Source organism: Cedecea lapagei (genome assembly GCF_900635955.1).
Classification (GTDB): Bacteria; Pseudomonadota; Gammaproteobacteria; order Enterobacterales; family Enterobacteriaceae; genus Cedecea; species Cedecea lapagei.
The window spans coordinates 4,165,807-4,182,625 of the sequence record NZ_LR134201.1 but is presented as its reverse complement, the minus strand read 5'-3'; the positions used below and the strand labels follow the sequence as shown (position 1 = coordinate 4,182,625).

The window sequence follows — 16,819 nt, the reverse complement described above, 5'->3', positions numbered from 1 at the left end:
GAAGAAATGGCAGCTAAAGACGTAAAATTCGGTAACGACGCTCGTGTAAAAATGCTGCGCGGCGTTAACGTACTGGCAGATGCAGTGAAAGTTACCCTCGGTCCTAAAGGCCGTAACGTGGTTCTGGATAAATCTTTCGGTGCACCGACCATCACCAAAGATGGTGTTTCCGTAGCGCGTGAAATCGAGCTGGAAGACAAGTTCGAAAACATGGGCGCGCAGATGGTGAAAGAAGTTGCCTCTAAAGCGAACGACGCTGCAGGCGACGGCACCACCACCGCAACCGTACTGGCTCAGGCTATCATCACCGAAGGCCTGAAAGCTGTTGCTGCCGGCATGAACCCAATGGATCTGAAACGCGGTATCGATAAAGCCGTTGTTGCCGCCGTTGAAGAGCTGAAAGCGCTGTCCGTACCGTGCTCTGACTCTAAAGCGATTGCTCAGGTTGGTACCATCTCCGCTAACTCCGACGAAACCGTAGGTAAACTGATCGCTGAAGCGATGGATAAAGTCGGTAAAGAAGGCGTGATCACCGTTGAAGACGGCACCGGTCTGGAAGACGAACTGGACGTAGTTGAAGGTATGCAGTTCGACCGTGGCTACCTCTCCCCATACTTCATCAACAAGCCAGAAACTGGCGCTGTTGAGCTGGAAAGCCCGTTCATCCTGCTGGCTGACAAAAAAATCTCCAACATCCGCGAAATGCTGCCAGTGCTGGAAGCCGTTGCGAAAGCAGGCAAACCGCTGGTTATCATCGCTGAAGACGTTGAAGGCGAAGCACTGGCTACCCTGGTGGTTAACACCATGCGCGGCATCGTGAAAGTGGCTGCGGTTAAAGCACCTGGCTTCGGCGACCGTCGTAAAGCTATGCTGCAGGACATCGCTACCCTGACCGGCGGTACCGTTATCTCTGAAGAGATCGGTATGGAGCTGGAAAAAGCGACCCTGGAAGACCTGGGCCAGGCTAAACGCGTTGTGATCAACAAAGACACCACCACCATCATCGATGGCGTGGGTGAAGAAGCCGCTATTCAGGGCCGCGTGGGTCAGATCCGTAAGCAGATCGAAGAAGCGACTTCTGACTACGACCGTGAAAAACTGCAGGAGCGCGTAGCGAAACTGGCAGGCGGCGTAGCGGTAATCAAAGTCGGTGCTGCTACCGAAGTTGAAATGAAAGAGAAAAAAGCTCGCGTCGACGATGCCCTGCACGCTACCCGTGCTGCGGTTGAAGAAGGCGTGGTTGCCGGCGGTGGCGTAGCCCTGGTTCGTGTTGCAGCGAAACTGGCTAACCTGACCGCTCAGAACGAAGACCAGAATGTGGGTATTAAAGTTGCGCTGCGCGCGATGGAAGCACCTCTGCGTCAGATCGTTTCTAACGCCGGTGAAGAGCCATCCGTTGTTACCAACGCGGTGAAAGCGGGCGAAGGTAACTACGGTTACAATGCAGCTACCGAAGAATACGGCAACATGATCGACTTCGGTATCCTGGATCCAACCAAAGTGACCCGTTCTGCTCTGCAGTACGCGGCTTCCGTTGCGGGCCTGATGATCACTACCGAATGCATGGTCACCGACCTGCCTAAAGGCGATGCGCCTGACTTAGGCGCTGCTGGTGGTATGGGCGGCATGGGTGGCATGGGCGGCATGATGTAATTCGCCTTAGCACCTTGTGTTAAAGAAACCCTCAGTCAGAAATGTCTGGGGGTTTTTTCTTTTGTTCACAGTCTGGTATAAGGTCTTACCGGGCGATAACGGCTCAATACCTTGATTACGGGGAATAACATGCGCATGAAAGTCTCATCTGGAGTGGTTGTGGCAGCGCTGCTGCTGGCAGGATGTAGCACGGGCAATCAGCTGAGCTCCAGCGGCCAGAGCGTTCGTTTTGTGGAAGACAAACCGGGCAGCGAATGCCGTCTGCTGGGCACCGCTACCGGTGAGCAGAGCAACTGGCTGTCCGGCCAGCACGGCGATGAAGGCGGCTCAATGCGTGGCGCGGCAAATGCCCTGCGTAACAATGCGGCCGAGATGGGCGGTAACGTCCTGTATGGCGTAAGCAGCCCAAGCCAGACGCTGCTCTCCAGCTTTGCGCCAACGGCCAGCAAAATGACCGGCCAGGTTTATAAGTGCCCGAACTGATCGGGTAAGTATTCCCCTCTCCTGAAGGAGAGGGTTAGGGTGAGGGCGCTACGCTCTCACTTCTGTCGCAATTGCAAATCCAGCGGCGTTTTACTTGGCTCGCCGCCTATCTCTCTTGCCAGCTTCGGCACCATATAACCAGAAACCAGCGTCAGCAGCTCGCGCATAATAGCCCGTGCCTCTTCGTCTTCTACCATAAAGTGCGCCGCGCCCTGGACCCTGTCGAGCACGTGCAGGTAGTACGGCATCACGCCCGCATCAAATAAAGCATTGCTAAGGTCTGCCAGCGTCTGCGCACTGTCGTTCACGCCGCGCAGCAGCACGCTCTGATTGAGTAACGTAACGCCCGCCTGGCGCAGCTTTACCATCGCCTGACGGAAGTCGTCGCCAATCTCCTGGGCATGGTTAATGTGATTGACCAGCAGTACCTGAAGCGATGAGCGGGCTATCCTTGCCGCCAGCGCGTCGGTGATGCGGGCAGGAATAACGATCGGCAGGCGGCTGTGAATGCGCAGACGTTTGATGTGGGGAATGGCTTCCAGCTCGCTGATGAGCCAGTCCAGCTCGTGATCTTTTGCCATCAGCGGGTCGCCGCCGGAGAAAATAATTTCGTCCAGCTCCGGGTGTTCGCTGATGTAGGCGAGCGCGGTCTGCCAGTTGCGTTTATTACCCTGGTTGTCGGCGTAGGGAAAATGGCGACGGAAGCAGTAGCGGCAGTTCACGGCGCAGCCGCCTTTTACCAGCAGCAGGGCCCGGTTTCGGTATTTATGTAACAGGCCCGGAACCACGCTGTGCTGCTCTTCCAGAGGGTCTGTTGTGAAGCCGGGCGCGGCAACGAACTCCTGTTTTGCCGTCAGGACCTGGCGCAGCAGCGGGTCGGCAGGGTTGCCTTTTTCCATGCGCGCGACAAACGCGCGGGGGACTCGCAGCGCGAAAAGTCGCCTTGCTTCACGTCCGGCAAGCAATTCTTCATCAGCGGCAACATTTAAAATGTGCAGCAGTTCATCAGGATCGGTTATAACATCGGCAAGTTGCGTTAACCAATCTTCTCTGTGAGGGGGATTTAGGGTTACAATGTGTGCCATTTTTTTGGCTAAGCTACCAGTTAACAAATTCAGAGGGCCTTATGGCGACTTATTCTAGCAACGATTTCCGTGCCGGTCTTAAAATCATGATGGATGGCGAACCGTACGCGGTTGAAGCCAGCGAATTCGTAAAACCGGGCAAAGGCCAGGCATTCGCGCGCGTTAAGCTGCGTCGTCTGCTGACCGGTACCCGCGTTGAGAAAACCTTCAAGTCTACCGACTCTGCAGAAGGCGCTGACGTTGTCGATATGAACCTGACTTACCTGTACAACGACGGTGAGTTCTACCACTTCATGAACAACCAGACCTTCGAGCAGCTGGCTGCGGACGAAAAAGCCGTTGGCGAAAACGCTAAATGGCTGCTGGACCAGGCTGAGTGCATCGTGACCCTGTGGAACGGTCAGCCTATCTCCGTTACCCCGCCAAACTTTGTTGAGCTGGAAATCGTTGAAACCGATCCAGGTCTGAAGGGCGATACTGCAGGTACCGGCGGCAAGCCAGCTACCCTGAGCACCGGCGCTGTGGTTAAGGTTCCGTTGTTCGTACAGATCGGCGAAGTCATCAAAGTTGACACCCGTTCTGGTGAATACGTTTCTCGCGTGAAGTAATTTTCGCGAAGGTTCGCGGCGCGGCGCCTCAGGCACGCGCCGCCGCTTGATCCAGGCCGGGAAGATGAACCGTTTACTAAAACAGATTCTTTTTGTCTCGCTGCTGGCGGCTGCGCTATCGGGTTGCAATACTACGCGCGGGTTTGGTGAAGATTTGCAACACCTTGGCGGTGCCATCGAGCGCGCAGTCAGTAAATAACCTCACGTTGTCCGAAAACGTCCGCCTTTTCCTTCACTGTTTCGTTTTTTAGCTATGCTTAATGAGCTATACACAAACAACATTGGTAAAAGGAAAAGCTTATGATTAAGAAAACCCTTGCTGCGTTTTTCTCTCTCGTCGTTCTTTCATCCTTGTTGACCGCCTGCAATACCACACGCGGTGTAGGTGAGGATATCCAGAGCGGCGGCCACGCTATTTCGGGTGCGGCAACAAAAGCTCAGCAATAGTGATTTGCGGTACGGTATTATTGCCGTACCGTTATTCTAAAACCGCTTCGGGAATATTTAAAAAAAGCGATAATCTGTTGTCAGCTCCCAGCTTTAATCGAATATTCCGCTTATAGGTGTAAACCGTTTTTATACTTATTCCCATTACTCGCGCAATATATTCATTCTTCGCTTCTTCTTTCCATAGTTTTAATATTTTTTCTTCGCGTAAGGTCAACAGCGGAGTTATATGACGTTTTACTTCACGGAAAGGTGGGCGAGCGGCAATCATCTGCTGAATTAAGTCAGCCAATGCCGCCAATGATAGCGACTTATCCCAAATATCAGTGCTGCCCTGGGCGGCGCAGTACTCGGCGATGGTGGGGTGATGCCCGCTTTGCAGCAGCAGGAGTCGCGTCGTGTCGCCGCAGGCAGAATAGATAGTCGAAAGTTGTTGGATATTATGCAGTGCGGTTGAGAAACTGTTGAAGTCGGCGATCACCATATTGGGCTGCCATTTAATAATTTTTTCCCGTGCGAGAAGCAAACTGTCCGTCTCTAAAATACTCATTGCCGTAGCCAGATTATTTTTCTGATTGAGCAAGTGCGTCAGTCCCTGACGGCTGAAGTAACACCTATCAACCAATAATATTTTATACATTTTTACGCTTCACGTTAATCATTACTGCGGCGTTTGCAGGCTGGCAAACCACGTTTTATCATATGAATAAATTTGGCAAAATGAATCACGGAAATGCGCTCAGATTCGCGGTCAATTCCAGGCTTAGCAAGGGGCGCGAAATGAAACAAATATTTCCAGGGGTAACCTTCGTGTATCGATTTTCAGGTTGCCATTTGGGTGCTAAACTCGGCTTCTCACCTACGCCTTGCGGGACGACCCGCAAGCGCATCTCACAGCGGGGACGGCCCCATTTTTTACTGGAGCTGTTATGGCCTGGATAGTTTTGTTCATTGCTGGATTACTGGAAGTTGTCTGGGCGGTAGGCCTCAAATACACCCACGGCTTTAGCCGCCTGTGGCCAAGCGTAATCACGATTGTTGCGATGGTCGTCAGCATGGCGTTGCTCTCATGGGCGATGAAAACGCTGCCGACCGGCACCGCCTACGCGGTATGGACGGGAATCGGCGCCGTGGGGGCTGCCATTACCGGGATTCTGCTGCTTGGGGAGTCGGCTAACCCGGCACGCCTGATTAGCCTGGCTCTGATTGTGTCAGGCATTATTGGTCTGAAACTTTCCACTCATTAAGAGCCGGGTTGTTTCACCCAGATGAGTTTATCCACCGCAAATCCCTGACGGGTGGCGGTGGCCAGCAGCTGCTGTTTAACCTCGTTGCTAATGGTTGGCGTGCGGGAGAGGATCCACAGGTAATTAAGGTCCGGCCCGCACACCAGCGCATGGCGGTAATTTTTATCCAGCGCGATCACGTTATAGCCGCCGTAAAACGGGCCGAAAAAGGAGACTTTTAGCGCCGCAACGTTCGGATCTCCAGTGAAATAAGCCTTCCCTTCAACCTGCTGCCACATTTGCCTGTCCGGATTGAAACCCCGGTTTATCACGCGAAGACCGCCGTCATCCATAAAGCTGTAGGTGGCCGTCACCTGATTCAGACCGCTTTCAAAGCGGTGGTCCAGCCGGGCGATTTCATACCAGGTGCCGATAAAGCGTTTTGCGTCGAAGTTTTGGACCACCGTGACGCTGGGGGGCGGGGTTGGGGCGCTGCAGGAGACAACGAATAGTGCAACCGCAAGCGCGGTGACAGCGGGCCAAATGCGCATAGCAGATTCCTTCCAGAGGTTTTTAGCTAAGTGTAGATGGCAACAGGAAATAAAGTGTGAGCGAAGCCGTAAATAATGCGGCCTGCGTAAGCGGGCCGCGGTAGGGCTATTGCAAGGCGTCCAGAATAGCGTAAGCGGCTTTTACCCGCTCCGTATTCGGGTAACTTTTATTCGCCAGCATCACGATGCCCAGCTGCTTCTCCGGGATAAAAGCGACGTAGCTGCCAAAGCCGCCCGTTGAGCCGGTTTTATGTACCCAGGACGCTTTTACGGCAGGCACGGGGGGCTCAATAAGCATTGCCGGATGCGGTGCAAGGGCGACGTGATTGTCGCTGCCGTCAACCACGGTTTTCGCCTGCACCGGCCAGTTCAGCATTTCCCAACCAAGTCCCTGATACATGCTGCCGATGCGCCAATAACGGGACTGTGCGAGCCGGATACCCTGCTGCAGCGGTTTGTCCTCAAGGCGTTCGGGCGCCATGTTGGCCTGTACCCACTGAGCCATATCCTCGATGCTGGATTTTACCCCGTAGGCCTCGGCATCCAGCATGCCCGGCGAGACGCGCACGGCTTTGCCGTCGCGGTAGCCCCAGGCATAGTGGCTTTCTTCCGCCGCAGGAACGTTAATCCAGGTGTGCGTAAGCTTTAGCGGCTCAAAGACGCGTTTTGACATCGCCCGATCAAAGCTCATTCCCGATGGTTTCACCATCAAAGCGCCAAACAGTCCGATGCTCGCGTTGGCGTACAGCCGCTGCGCGCCCGGCGCCCATTGCGGCTGCCATATCTGGTAGAACTTAAGAAGCTCGTCGCTGTTGGTGACCTCATCCGGCACCTGCAGCGGCAGGCCACCGGCGGTATAGGTTGCCAGCTGAAGAAGCGTGATCCCTTTCCACTGGTCGCCGGTCAGCTCAGGCCAGTATTTTTGCGCCGGATCGCTGAGGCTAATCTCGCCTCGAGCCAGGGCATCACCGCCCAGCACGCCGGTAAAGGTTTTACTGACTGAACCCAGCTCAAACAGGGTTTGTTGTGTCACCGGCTGATTGCGCTGCACGTCGGCTTTTCCCCAGGTGAAATAGAGAGGATAGCCTTTGTAGATCACCGCCACCGCCATGCCCGGGATCGCCTGCTCTTTCATCAGCGGCGCAACGGTACGGTTCACAAGCTTTTCAATCTGCTGCGCGGTCAGTTCTTTTTGTCCGGCAAGACTGGAGCCTGAGACGGCGAGGAGCAGCGTCAGGCAGAGGGATTTTTTCATAATGGATAACCTTCCTTAGAGAGATGATAGCGGTCCGGGCCCTTCAGACGAGGCAAGTTTGTTGGATTTGACTCCCGCTGACAAACGATTAAATTTGGCATTAGGCTTAAGATTTTCTAACAGGAAAGGCCATGACCCGCAGCTATATCCCCCTCAATTCCCTGCGAGCTTTTGAAGCCGCCGCCAGGCATCTGAGCTTTACGCACGCCGCCATTGAACTGAATGTGACCCACTCCGCCATCAGCCAGCAGGTGAAAGCGCTGGAGGAGCATCTGCATTGCCAGCTTTTTGTCCGCGTGTCTCGTGGCCTGATGCTGACCACGGAGGGTGAAAATCTGTTACCTGTACTTCATGATTCCTTCGATCGTATCGCGAGCGTGCTGGACCGTTTTGCCGGCATGCAGGCGAGAGAAAAACTTAAGCTGGGCGTTGTGGGTACCTTCGCAACCGGCTTTCTCCTGCCGCGCCTTGAGGCGTTTCGTCGACGCTATCCGCATATCGACCTCCAGCTCTCAACCCATAACAATCGCGTGGATCCGGCGGCAGAAGGGCTGGACTATACGGTACGATTTGGCAGCGGGGCCTGGCACGGCACAGAAGCGACGTTCCTGTGTGACGCTCCGCTGTCGCCGCTGTGCTCTCCGGCGCTGGCCGCAGAACTCAAGGTGCCGAAGGAGGTGCTGAATTTTACGCTGCTGCGCTCCTACAGGCGTGACGAATGGGCTGAGTGGTTGCAGGCGGCCGGCGAGGCGCCGCCGTCACCGACGCATCTGGTCATGGTTTTTGATTCCTCGATAACTATGCTTGAGGCCGCGCAGGCCGGGGCCGGTATCGCCATTGCGCCAGTGAATATGTTCACCCATTTGTTGAACAGCGAACGGATAGTGCGTCCGTTTGAGACGGAAATCAGTCTGGGAAGTTACTGGCTAACCCGGCTCCAGTCTCGCGTGGAAACACCGGCGATGCGAGACTTCTCTGCCTGGCTGGTCGCAGAGTGTGCAAACTAAAAAGGCCTGCGCAGCAGCGGCAGGCCTTGTTGCGTTTTAAGCGGTTACAGCGTCAGCAGGCCAATAATAGTCACCACGGTTAAAATGGCGGCCAGCCCGTAAAACACCCATTTCCCGGCGGGAACGTGGATCTTCAGGTCGTGCATCGCATGGTGAATACGGTGCAGACCGCACCACAGCGGCAGCACGATCGTCAGCAGCAGGAACAGGCGACCAATCCAGCTGTGGGCGAAGGCGTATACGCGGTCAAAGCTCAGCGCGTCGCCAGGGAACAGGCCAAGCGGCAGCATAATGCCGACCAGCAGCACGATAACCGGCGCAAAGATAGCGCCCCACATGCCGCCTGCGCCAAACAGGCCCCAGAATACGGGCTCGTCGGAGCGTTTAGGATTTTGGTTAATCACGTCAGCCTCCTTACCAGAACAGTGCTACAAGCAGCACCACGACAGTCACCAGTGCGGTGACAACCCATAATCCCTTGATGACCGGCTCCGGCCCCATTTTTTCGCCCTTGACGATGACGTTGGCGGCCTTCGGCGCCAGCTCAAACCAGGTTTTGGTATGCAGCACGGCGGCGGCGAGGGTGATGATATTGAGGATAATTACGACCGGGTTTTGCAGGAAATCGACAAAACCTGCCCAGCCCTCCGCCCCGTGTTTAAGCGAAAAAAGTCCATAAATCAGCACAATGCTGAACCAGACGGTTGGGACCGAAGTGCCTTCACGCAGCATATAAAAACGGTAGAAGCCCAGCTGTCGCCACCAGGTTGGCGCCATGGGGCGGACATAAGGCTTACGTTTCGTGGTCATGGTGCACTCCTTAGCGTGGTTTCAGGGTGGCAATCAAAAAGTCTTTCGAACTTTCGACTTTGCCCTGCTGGATGGCCGCGGCCGGATCGACGTGTTTTGGACAAACTTCGGAGCAGAAGCCGACAAAGGTGCAGCTCCAGACGCCGTTCTGCCCGTTGAGCTGCGGCATACGCTGTTTCTTGCCGTGGTCACGGCTGTCCAGGTTGTAACGGTGGGCGAGGGTGATCGCCGCCGGACCGATAAACTCAGGGTTCAGGCCAAACTGCGGGCAGGCGGCATAACAGAGCCCGCAGTTGATGCAGCCGGAGAACTGATGGTATTTCGCCATCTGCGCAGGCGTCTGCTTATTAGGCCCCTGATCCGGGGTACGCGAGTTGCCGATAATATAAGGCTTAATCGACTCCAGGCTTTCGATGAAGTGGGTCATATCGACCACCAAATCGCGCTCTATCGGGAAGTTTGCCAGCGCTTCGACCTTAATACCGCCGGTGTATTCGCGCAGGAAGGTTTTACAGGCCAGCTTCGGCACTTTGTTGACCATCATGCCGCAGGAGCCGCAAATTGCCATACGGCATGACCAGCGGTAGCTGAGGTCCGGCGCGAGGTTATCTTTGATATAGCCCAGCCCGTCCAGCAGTGAGGTTTGCTCGTCAAACGGCACCTCGTAGATTTCGCTATGCGGCTTGCCGTCCGTTTCCGGGTTATAGCGCACAATCTCAATCTTCAGGGTTTGCATCTCAGCCATTTGCCTTCTCCTTTTTCTCAGCGTCTTCCGCTTCAGCGCCGTACACGCGTTTTGCTGGCGGCAGCGTGGTGATCTTCACATCGCTGTAGTCGAGGCGGGTGGTGCCGTCGGCGTCGCGGAAGGCCAGAGTATGCTTAAGGAAGTTGACGTCATCACGCTCGGTGCAGCCTTCGTCGAGGCGCTGGTGAGCGCCGCGAGACTCCTTACGTGCAATGGCGGAGTGCGCCATACATTCGGCAACGTTCAGGCCGTGGCCCAGTTCAATGGTGTACAGCAGGTCGGTATTGAAGACGCTGGAGGTGTCGGTAATGCGTACGCGTTTGAAGCGCTCCTGAAGCTCTGCCAGCTTGTCGACGGTTTTCTGCATCAGCTCCGTAGTGCGGTAAATCCCGCAGCCTTCTTCCATGGAAAGCCCCATTTCGTCGCGGATTTTCGACCAGTTTTCGTTGCCTTCCTGATTGACCAGCTGCTTCAGGCGGCCTTCAACATCGGCGGCCTGGGCATTCAGCGCGGCATCGTTCGCCGGCTGCGCCTGAGCGGCACGCTCCATCGCCTGCTCGCCCGCCAGGCGGCCAAAGACCACCAGCTCTGCCAGCGAGTTAGAGCCAAGCCGGTTCGCGCCGTGCAGGCCAACAGAGGAACATTCACCTACCGCGAACAGCCCTTTAATGCGGGTTTCGCATTGGGTATCGGTTTCGATGCCGCCCATGGTGTAGTGTGCGGTTGGGCGCACTGGAATCGGCTCTTTAATGGGGTCGACGCCGACATAGGCTTTGGCCAGCTCGCAGATAAACGGCAGGCGTTCAAGCAGCTTTTTCTCGCCGAGGTGGCGCAGGTCGAGGTACACCACATCGCCACGCGGCGTGGAGATGGTGTTGCCTTTACGCCACTCGTGCCAGAAGGCCTGAGAGACTTTGTCGCGGGGGCCCAGCTCCATGTATTTGTTCTTCGGTTCGCCGAGCGGGGTTTCCGGCCCCATACCGTAATCCTGCAGATAGCGATAGCCGTTTTTATTCACCAGAATACCACCTTCGCCGCGGCAGCCTTCGGTCATCAGGATGCCCGAGCCCGGCAGACCGGTTGGGTGATACTGCACAAATTCCATGTCCCGTAGCGGCACGCCGTGGCTCAGCGCCATGCCCATGCCGTCGCCGGTAACGATGCCGCCGTTGGTGTTGTAGCGATAAACACGCCCGGCCCCGCCGGTTGCCATAACTACCGCGTTAGCGCGAATTTGTACCAGCTCACCTTCCATCATGTTCATCGCGACAACGCCACGCGCCTGGCCGTCATCGACCAGAATATCGAGGACGAAGTGTTCATCGAAGCGTTGAATTTGCGGGAACTGAAGGGAGGTCTGGAACAGGGTGTGGAGCATATGGAAGCCGGTTTTGTCGGCGGCGAACCAGGTACGTTCGATCTTCATTCCACCGAAGCGCCTGACGTTAACGCTGCCGTCCGGACGGCGGCTCCATGGGCAGCCCCACTGCTCAAGCTGGGTCATTTCGGTGGGGCAATGGTGAACAAAGTAGTCAACCACGTCCTGCTCACACAGCCAGTCGCCTCCGGCAACGGTGTCGTGAAAATGGTATTCGAAGCTGTCGTGATCCTGCGCGACGGCTGCGGAACCCCCTTCGGCGGCGACCGTATGGCTGCGCATTGGGTAGACTTTGGAAATCAGAGCGATTTTGGCCTGTGGATTAGCCTGGGCCGCCGCAATGGCGGCCCGTAGGCCTGCTCCGCCGGCGCCTATAATGGCAAGATCGGCTTGAAAGGTTTGCACGACATTCCTCCAGATTTTAGTAATTCGCAAAGCTAATACGACCAAAGGGTGTTCACCGTCTGAAAGGCGGTGGCTGCGAAAGGTGTATCCCTGCTCCTTCTTAGGTAGATGAAGTATAACCGGAGGAATATTGGGGAAATTTGATTTGTTCGATTTTTTTGCCGTTCTGTGAGGTGATTAATTACCGCTGTTAATGAATTACGTCACAAAAATGATTTTTTAAATGGTGTAGGGAAGGAAAAAAATGGCTGCCCGCTTAGAAGAAAAGTGTGTTGGGACTCCCCCTTTTGCGCCGAAACGAAAATTCTCTGCGCAAAATTTGTCTCCTTTCTGTGATGCGGGTAGACTTCTCGGCCTTGTATAAATACGGAGACTTTCTCATGAGCGAAACGGCCACCTGGCAGCCGAGCGCATCCATCCCCAACCTGCTAAAACGCGCCGCCATTATGGCGGAGATTCGGCGCTTCTTCGCCGACCGCGGCGTTCTGGAGGTGGAAACACCCTGCATGAGCCAGGCGACGGTAACCGACATTCATCTGGTGCCGTTTGAAACCCGTTTCGTAGGCCCAGGCCACTCCCAGGGCATGAACCTGTACCTGATGACCAGCCCGGAATACCACATGAAACGCCTGCTGGCGGCGGGCTGTGGCCCGGTGTTCCAGCTGTGCCGCAGTTTCCGTAATGAAGAGATGGGGCGTCACCACAACCCGGAATTCACCATGCTGGAGTGGTACCGCCCGCACTACGACATGTATCGCCTGATGAATGAGGTGGATGACCTGCTGCAGCAGGTGCTTGAGTGTGGGGCGGCTGAAAGCCTTTCCTACCAGCAGGCCTTCCAGCGCCATCTGGACATCGACCCGCTGTCAGCGGACAAAGCGCAGCTGCGTGAAGCGGCGGCGAAGCTCGACCTGAGCAACATCGCCGACAAAGAAGAAGACAGAGATACGCTGCTGCAGCTGCTTTTCGCTATGGGCGTTGAGCCGCAGATTGGTAAAGACAAGCCGACCTTCGTTTACCACTTCCCGGCAAGCCAGGCTTCTCTGGCGCAGATCAGCACCGAGGATCACCGCGTGGCGGAACGCTTTGAGGTGTACTTTAAAGGCATCGAGCTGGCGAACGGCTTCCATGAGCTGACCGACGCGCGCGAACAGCAGCAGCGTTTTGAGCAGGATAACCGCAAACGTGCGGCGCTTGGCCTGCCGCAGCAGCCGGTAGACTTGAATCTGCTGGCGGCGCTGGAAGCCGGCATGCCGGACAGCTCCGGCGTGGCGCTGGGCGTTGATCGCCTGATCATGCTCGCGCTGGGGGCGGAAAGCCTCTCCGAGGTTTTAGCCTTTACCGTCGACCGCGCTTAACGCAAAAGAATGGCCCCAGACCGGGGCCTTTTTTAGCCCTTCGTCACGGGCATCTTCAGCACTTCATCCGTGGTTTTAATTTCCGCAAACACGTCCGCTACGCCCGCCAGCGCTGCTTCCTGCAGTACGTTATGATCGACCACTTTATTATCCCAGGTCGCAAGGTCGCGCGTGGCCGTTGCGTCTTCAGGAATAATCACCTGATACCCCAGCGGAACCGCATCACGTGCGGTCGAAGAGACGCACATATGGGTCATCAGTCCGGTAATGATCAGCTGTTTTATCCCCTGGCCTTTTAGCTGCTCGTCGAGCGCAGTGCCGACAAACGAACTTGGCGTCTCTTTCGTTATCACGTAGTCGGCTTTTGTGGGCTGCAGCTCTTTATGGAATTCGGCAAAGTGGCTGCCTTTGGCAAACAGCGGGCCGTTTGCCGGGCCGAGATGCTGAACGAAATACACCGGCATTCCTTGTTGATGGGAAAAATTCACCAGTCGCCTGGCGTTTTCCAGCGCTTTTTTGCCGTTCGGGATCGGCATTTTTCCGTCGAAGTATTCGTTCTGGAAATCAATGACGACGAGGGCCGAGGTTTTTGCATCCAGCGAGCGCGTTTTTTCTGCGCCATTCATCGTGCGAATTGTCGGGGCCTGCTCAGCCGTTTTGGTTTCGGCCAGCGGGCTCATGCTGGCTGCGCTCATTGACAGGGCTAAGGTGCTACTGGCAATTAATTTTCTCATCTTGCTCTTCCTTGGTTATCTTACAGAGGAGGCGCACTCTGCGCCGTGGATGAGATAAAGTTTGCCGCGCTTGCCGGACTGAAAATAGCTATCGTAATACCCAAAAACGAGCGTATTGCGCCAAATTACCGGAGGCTGGATGTCAGCGATAAAAATAGGGATTGTCGTGTTTCCTGACATCATTCCTTTTCACCTTTCTGTGCCTTGTGCGGTGTTTGAAAAAGCCGTAGATGCGGAAGGGCTGCCTTATTATGAGCTTGCTGTGTGTGCGACCCAGTCAGGGCCACTAAGAACCAACGCCGGGTTTACAATTACGACCGAACACAGCCTGATGGCGCTGGACGAAATGGATATGGTTATCGTGCCGAGCTGGAGTGACCCCGCGGTTGCGCCTCCCGCTGAGCTGATGGTTGCCCTGAAAAGCGCCCATGCCCGCGGCGCTAAAGTGGTTGGCCTCTGCATGGGAGCGTTTGTTCTGGCGGCATGTGGGCTGCTTGAGGGCCGCCCGGCGACCACCCACTGGAACTGGATGCAGGCGTTCAGCCAGCTTTATCCTTCGGTCGCGCTTGACCGTAACGTACTCTACGTTGATGAAGGTGATGTGGTGACCTCGGCGGGAACGGCGGCCAGCATCGACTGTTGCCTGCACCTGGTGCGGCAGCAGTGTGGTGCTGAAGTGGCTAACCATGTGGCTCGCCTGCTGGTGGTGCCGCCGCAGAGGCAGGGCGGGCAGGCGCAGTTTATTGAACAGCCGGTTTATAATACCCACGGCGGGGATCGCTTTATGCAGACGCTGGGCTGGGCGACGCAAAATCTGCAGGAGGCAATCTCGGTCGACATGCTGACCAGCAGAGCCTGCATGAGCCGCCGGACTTTTACCCGCCGCTTCCAGCAAACAACGGGGACGACCGTGACGCAATGGCTGCTCAATCAGCGGCTGGCGCTGGCGCAGCGCTTTTTGGAAAAAACAGACCAGCCGGTGGAACAGGTCGCGATGGCGTCCGGCTTTAGCTCCGCACTTTCGCTGCGCAGGCATTTTCAGCAGCAGTTTAAAACGTCGCCGTCGCTCTACCGTAAGGCGTTTCAGGTCAAAGGGAAGTAGCCAGCCGCCAGGTTATTTCTCCGCCTGCATTTGGTAAACTGCGCGCCATGCTAACGATAAAACGAATTACCGACCGCAGCTCCCCCTATTTTGACAGCGTGGACGAACTGTATGAAAGCGCCTTTCCGCGCCATGAAAAACGCCAGCCCGCCGCAAAAATCAGCGCACTTGCGAACCCAAACTACAGCCTGCAGGCGTGGTTCGACGGCGAGCAGTTTGTTGGCATGATCGGCGCGTGGGACTTCGGCGACTACGCCTACATTGAGCACCTGGCGGTCAACGGCAAGCTGCGCGCTCAGGGTTACGGCAAGCGGATGCTGAGCCAGTTTTTGCAGCTCTACCCGCAGACTATCCTCGAAATCGATCCGCTGACCACTGAGATTGCCCATAAGCGGCTGCGCTTTTACCAAAGCCTCGGGTTCAGTGAAAACGGCTACCCGCACTTCCACCCGACCTACCATGCGGACATTCCCGACCATCAGCTGATTGTGTTGAGCTATCCGCAGCCCATTTATGAGGCGCAGTATGCCCGCTTTTTTGACGATCTCTGCCGCGTCGTGATGGAACGCGAACTTTAATCCAGACGTTTTTTAAAGTCCCTGGCGGGCAGTGGCCGCCGGGGGCTGACGTATTTTTTTTACCAGGACTTGATTGATGGATATCACCACGCTGTTTCTTTACGTCATCGCCGTTAGCGCGGTTATGGTAACCCCCGGCCCGTCGATGCTTTTGGCGCTTAATAATGGCGCCACTTACGGGATGCGTATTGCGAGCTACGGCTTTCTCGGCGCGGTGCTGGCCGACCTGCTGCTGATAGGCGCTGTAGGCTGCGGCCTGGGCGCGTTATTGCAGGCCTCCGAACAGCTGTTTGCGGTGGTGAAATGGGGCGGTGCTCTGTACCTTGTGTATCTGGCTTACGTGCTGTGGCGCGCGCCCGCTAAGGCGCTCAGCGTGAGCGCTTCGGCAGCGGTGGCCACGGGTAAAACGGCTTTTTTGCGCTCGCTAATGGTCGGCTTATCCAACCCGAAAGGGCTGCTGTTCTTCTCGGCATTTTTACCGCAGTTCATCCGCCCGCAGGAGCCAGTGGCGGCGCAGTACATGATTCTGGCGCTGGTCAGCGCGATTATCGACTGCATCATGATGACGATTTACGCCTGGGGTGGCCGCCATGCGATGCGTAAGTTCTCCGCCAACGTTATGCGCTGGGTGAACCGCAGCTGTGCGGGGATGCTCGCCGTGCTGGCGGTGGGCGTGGCGCTGTATCGACGCAGTAATTTGACCTGAGAAAGGTCAGAAGAAATGGAGCGCTGGCCGCTGAGAGCATCAGGCCAGCGCTAACGTCTTAGCTTTCCTGCTCTTCGGCGAGTTCGCGAAGGTAAGAGAAGATCTGACGGTAGGACTTAGGCGGCTTATTGGCCGCTTTTTCTTTTTGCGCGTTGCGGATAAGCACGCGCAGCTGCTGGCGGTCAGCCTGCGGGTAAAGCCTCAGAACTTCGCTCATCGCCTCGTCGCCTTCTTCGACCAGACGGTCGCGCAGGGCTTCCAGCTTGTGGAACAGGGAGACCTGCTGGTTGTGGCGGTTCTTCAGCTTATCGAGGGCCTGACGGATCGGGTCCATGTCGCGGGAACGCATCATCTTGCCGATCAGCTGCACCTGGCGGCGGCGGCCTTCTTTTTTGATGCGCTGCGCCAGCTCAATCGCGGCACGTAAATCATCGTCGAGCGGGATTTTTTCCAGGGCATTTTTGCCCAGTTCCATCAGCTCAACGCCCAGGCGTTTTAGCTCTTCGGCGTCGCGCTTAATCTCACTTTTACTGACCCAGATAATTTCATCATCTTCGTCTTCATTTTCATCATCGGGCACGTCGTCGAGCCAGTCTTCGGGCTGCTTGGTCATATTAGGCTCCTTAAAAAAGTTGACGCGGATATTACCAGCAATGGGGCTGCACTGCGAAATTGTTCTGATCCTGTT

Annotated in this window: 21 protein-coding genes; 11 read left to right on the top strand and 10 right to left on the bottom strand. The window is 55.9% G+C overall.

The features are described from left to right. The first annotated feature begins 6 nt into the window (after positions 1 to 6). Positions 7 to 1,653, top strand: a complete 1,647-nt coding sequence (groL, locus tag EL098_RS20340; RefSeq protein WP_061274618.1) for a chaperonin GroEL — start codon at positions 7 to 9, stop codon at positions 1,651 to 1,653. A gap of 111 nt (positions 1,654 to 1,764) precedes the next feature. After that, positions 1,765 to 2,136, top strand: coding sequence for a DUF4156 domain-containing protein (locus tag EL098_RS20335; protein WP_269462192.1), 372 nt, complete (start codon positions 1,765 to 1,767; stop codon positions 2,134 to 2,136). Between the two features lie 56 nt (positions 2,137 to 2,192). Here the strand turns inward: EL098_RS20335 and epmB are convergent, their stop codons facing one another. Beyond that, complete coding sequence (epmB, locus tag EL098_RS20330) at positions 2,193 to 3,221, bottom strand: EF-P beta-lysylation protein EpmB (protein WP_126357834.1); 1,029 nt, start codon at positions 3,219 to 3,221, stop codon at positions 2,193 to 2,195. Between the two features lie 41 nt (positions 3,222 to 3,262). Here epmB and efp point away from each other — a divergent pair, with 41 nt between their 5' ends. From efp to ecnB, 3 genes are all read left to right on the top strand, one after another. After that, positions 3,263 to 3,829 (top strand): elongation factor P, encoded by a 567-nt coding sequence (gene efp, locus EL098_RS20325; protein ID WP_008453764.1) that lies wholly within the window; start codon positions 3,263 to 3,265, stop codon positions 3,827 to 3,829. A gap of 64 nt (positions 3,830 to 3,893) precedes the next feature. Further along, a complete protein-coding gene (locus EL098_RS20320) occupies positions 3,894 to 4,028 on the top strand; it encodes an entericidin A/B family lipoprotein (RefSeq protein WP_126357833.1) in 135 nt (44 codons plus the stop codon). Positions 4,029 to 4,129: 101 nt separating this feature from the next. After that, the gene (ecnB, locus tag EL098_RS20315; RefSeq protein ID WP_038476410.1) at positions 4,130 to 4,276 is read left to right on the top strand and encodes a lipoprotein toxin entericidin B; all 147 of its coding nucleotides are present in this window, start codon (positions 4,130 to 4,132) and stop codon (positions 4,274 to 4,276) included. Between the two features lie 31 nt (positions 4,277 to 4,307). Here the strand turns inward: ecnB and EL098_RS20310 are convergent, their stop codons facing one another. Then, the gene (locus EL098_RS20310) at positions 4,308 to 4,916 is read right to left on the bottom strand and encodes a LuxR C-terminal-related transcriptional regulator (RefSeq protein ID WP_126357832.1); all 609 of its coding nucleotides are present in this window, start codon (positions 4,914 to 4,916) and stop codon (positions 4,308 to 4,310) included. A 289-nt stretch (positions 4,917 to 5,205) separates the two neighbouring features. On the opposite strand from EL098_RS20310, the gene sugE reads away from it, so the two are divergent. Further along, the gene (gene sugE / locus EL098_RS20305) at positions 5,206 to 5,523 is read left to right on the top strand and encodes a quaternary ammonium compound efflux SMR transporter SugE (protein ID WP_126357831.1); all 318 of its coding nucleotides are present in this window, start codon (positions 5,206 to 5,208) and stop codon (positions 5,521 to 5,523) included. Here the strand turns inward: sugE and EL098_RS20300 are convergent. Then, positions 5,520 to 6,053: a lipocalin family protein gene (locus tag EL098_RS20300; RefSeq protein WP_126357830.1), complete on the bottom strand. Its 534-nt coding sequence runs from the start codon at positions 6,051 to 6,053 to the stop codon at positions 5,520 to 5,522. The two genes, sugE and EL098_RS20300, sit on opposite strands and share 4 nt — an antisense overlap. Positions 6,054 to 6,159: 106 nt before the next feature. After that, complete coding sequence (ampC, locus tag EL098_RS20295) at positions 6,160 to 7,311, bottom strand: CMY2/MIR/ACT/EC family class C beta-lactamase (RefSeq protein WP_126357829.1); 1,152 nt, start codon at positions 7,309 to 7,311, stop codon at positions 6,160 to 6,162. A gap of 128 nt (positions 7,312 to 7,439) precedes the next feature. Here ampC and ampR point away from each other — a divergent pair, with 128 nt between their 5' ends. Then, positions 7,440 to 8,315 (top strand): LysR family transcriptional regulator AmpR, encoded by an 876-nt coding sequence (gene ampR, locus EL098_RS20290; protein WP_126357828.1) that lies wholly within the window; start codon positions 7,440 to 7,442, stop codon positions 8,313 to 8,315. A gap of 44 nt (positions 8,316 to 8,359) precedes the next feature. Here ampR and frdD read toward each other — a convergent pair whose 3' ends face one another. Genes frdD through frdA form a run of 4 tightly spaced genes read right to left on the bottom strand, consistent with a single transcriptional unit; the run spans position 8,360 to position 11,653 of the window. Then, positions 8,360 to 8,719, bottom strand: coding sequence for a fumarate reductase subunit FrdD (gene frdD, locus EL098_RS20285; protein WP_126357827.1), 360 nt, complete (start codon positions 8,717 to 8,719; stop codon positions 8,360 to 8,362). A gap of 10 nt (positions 8,720 to 8,729) precedes the next feature. Continuing rightward, complete coding sequence (frdC, locus tag EL098_RS20280; protein WP_126357826.1) at positions 8,730 to 9,125, bottom strand: fumarate reductase subunit FrdC; 396 nt, start codon at positions 9,123 to 9,125, stop codon at positions 8,730 to 8,732. Positions 9,126 to 9,135: 10 nt separating this feature from the next. After that, positions 9,136 to 9,870 carry a succinate dehydrogenase/fumarate reductase iron-sulfur subunit gene (locus EL098_RS20275; RefSeq protein ID WP_126357825.1) on the bottom strand — a complete coding sequence of 245 codons (735 nt, stop codon included), beginning with the start codon at positions 9,868 to 9,870 and terminating at the stop codon, positions 9,136 to 9,138. Next, positions 9,863 to 11,653 carry a fumarate reductase (quinol) flavoprotein subunit gene (gene frdA / locus EL098_RS20270; RefSeq protein ID WP_126357824.1) on the bottom strand — a complete coding sequence of 597 codons (1,791 nt, stop codon included), beginning with the start codon at positions 11,651 to 11,653 and terminating at the stop codon, positions 9,863 to 9,865. The genes EL098_RS20275 and frdA overlap by 8 nt, the downstream gene beginning before the upstream one ends. A 380-nt stretch (positions 11,654 to 12,033) precedes the next feature. Between frdA and epmA the strand changes: the two genes are divergently transcribed. Continuing rightward, positions 12,034 to 13,011 carry an elongation factor P--(R)-beta-lysine ligase gene (epmA, locus tag EL098_RS20265; RefSeq protein ID WP_126357823.1) on the top strand — a complete coding sequence of 326 codons (978 nt, stop codon included), beginning with the start codon at positions 12,034 to 12,036 and terminating at the stop codon, positions 13,009 to 13,011. Between the two features lie 32 nt (positions 13,012 to 13,043). On the opposite strand, the gene EL098_RS20260 is transcribed toward epmA, so the two are convergent. Next, positions 13,044 to 13,745: a cysteine hydrolase family protein gene (locus EL098_RS20260; RefSeq protein ID WP_126357822.1), complete on the bottom strand. Its 702-nt coding sequence runs from the start codon at positions 13,743 to 13,745 to the stop codon at positions 13,044 to 13,046. Positions 13,746 to 13,884: 139 nt separating this feature from the next. On the opposite strand from EL098_RS20260, the gene EL098_RS20255 reads away from it, so the two are divergent. The 3 genes from EL098_RS20255 (at position 13,885) to EL098_RS20245 (ending at position 16,131) form a co-directional block, all read left to right on the top strand. Beyond that, complete coding sequence (locus tag EL098_RS20255; RefSeq protein WP_126357821.1) at positions 13,885 to 14,847, top strand: GlxA family transcriptional regulator; 963 nt, start codon at positions 13,885 to 13,887, stop codon at positions 14,845 to 14,847. A gap of 47 nt (positions 14,848 to 14,894) precedes the next feature. Then, the gene (locus EL098_RS20250) at positions 14,895 to 15,425 is read left to right on the top strand and encodes a GNAT family N-acetyltransferase (RefSeq protein ID WP_126357820.1); all 531 of its coding nucleotides are present in this window, start codon (positions 14,895 to 14,897) and stop codon (positions 15,423 to 15,425) included. Between the two features lie 76 nt (positions 15,426 to 15,501). Further along, positions 15,502 to 16,131, top strand: coding sequence for a LysE family translocator (locus EL098_RS20245; protein WP_126357819.1), 630 nt, complete (start codon positions 15,502 to 15,504; stop codon positions 16,129 to 16,131). 58 nt (positions 16,132 to 16,189) lie between these two features. Here the strand turns inward: EL098_RS20245 and yjgA are convergent, their stop codons facing one another. Next, positions 16,190 to 16,744, bottom strand: coding sequence for a ribosome biogenesis factor YjgA (gene yjgA / locus EL098_RS20240; RefSeq protein WP_126357818.1), 555 nt, complete (start codon positions 16,742 to 16,744; stop codon positions 16,190 to 16,192). Between the last annotated feature and the right edge of the window lie 75 nt (positions 16,745 to 16,819).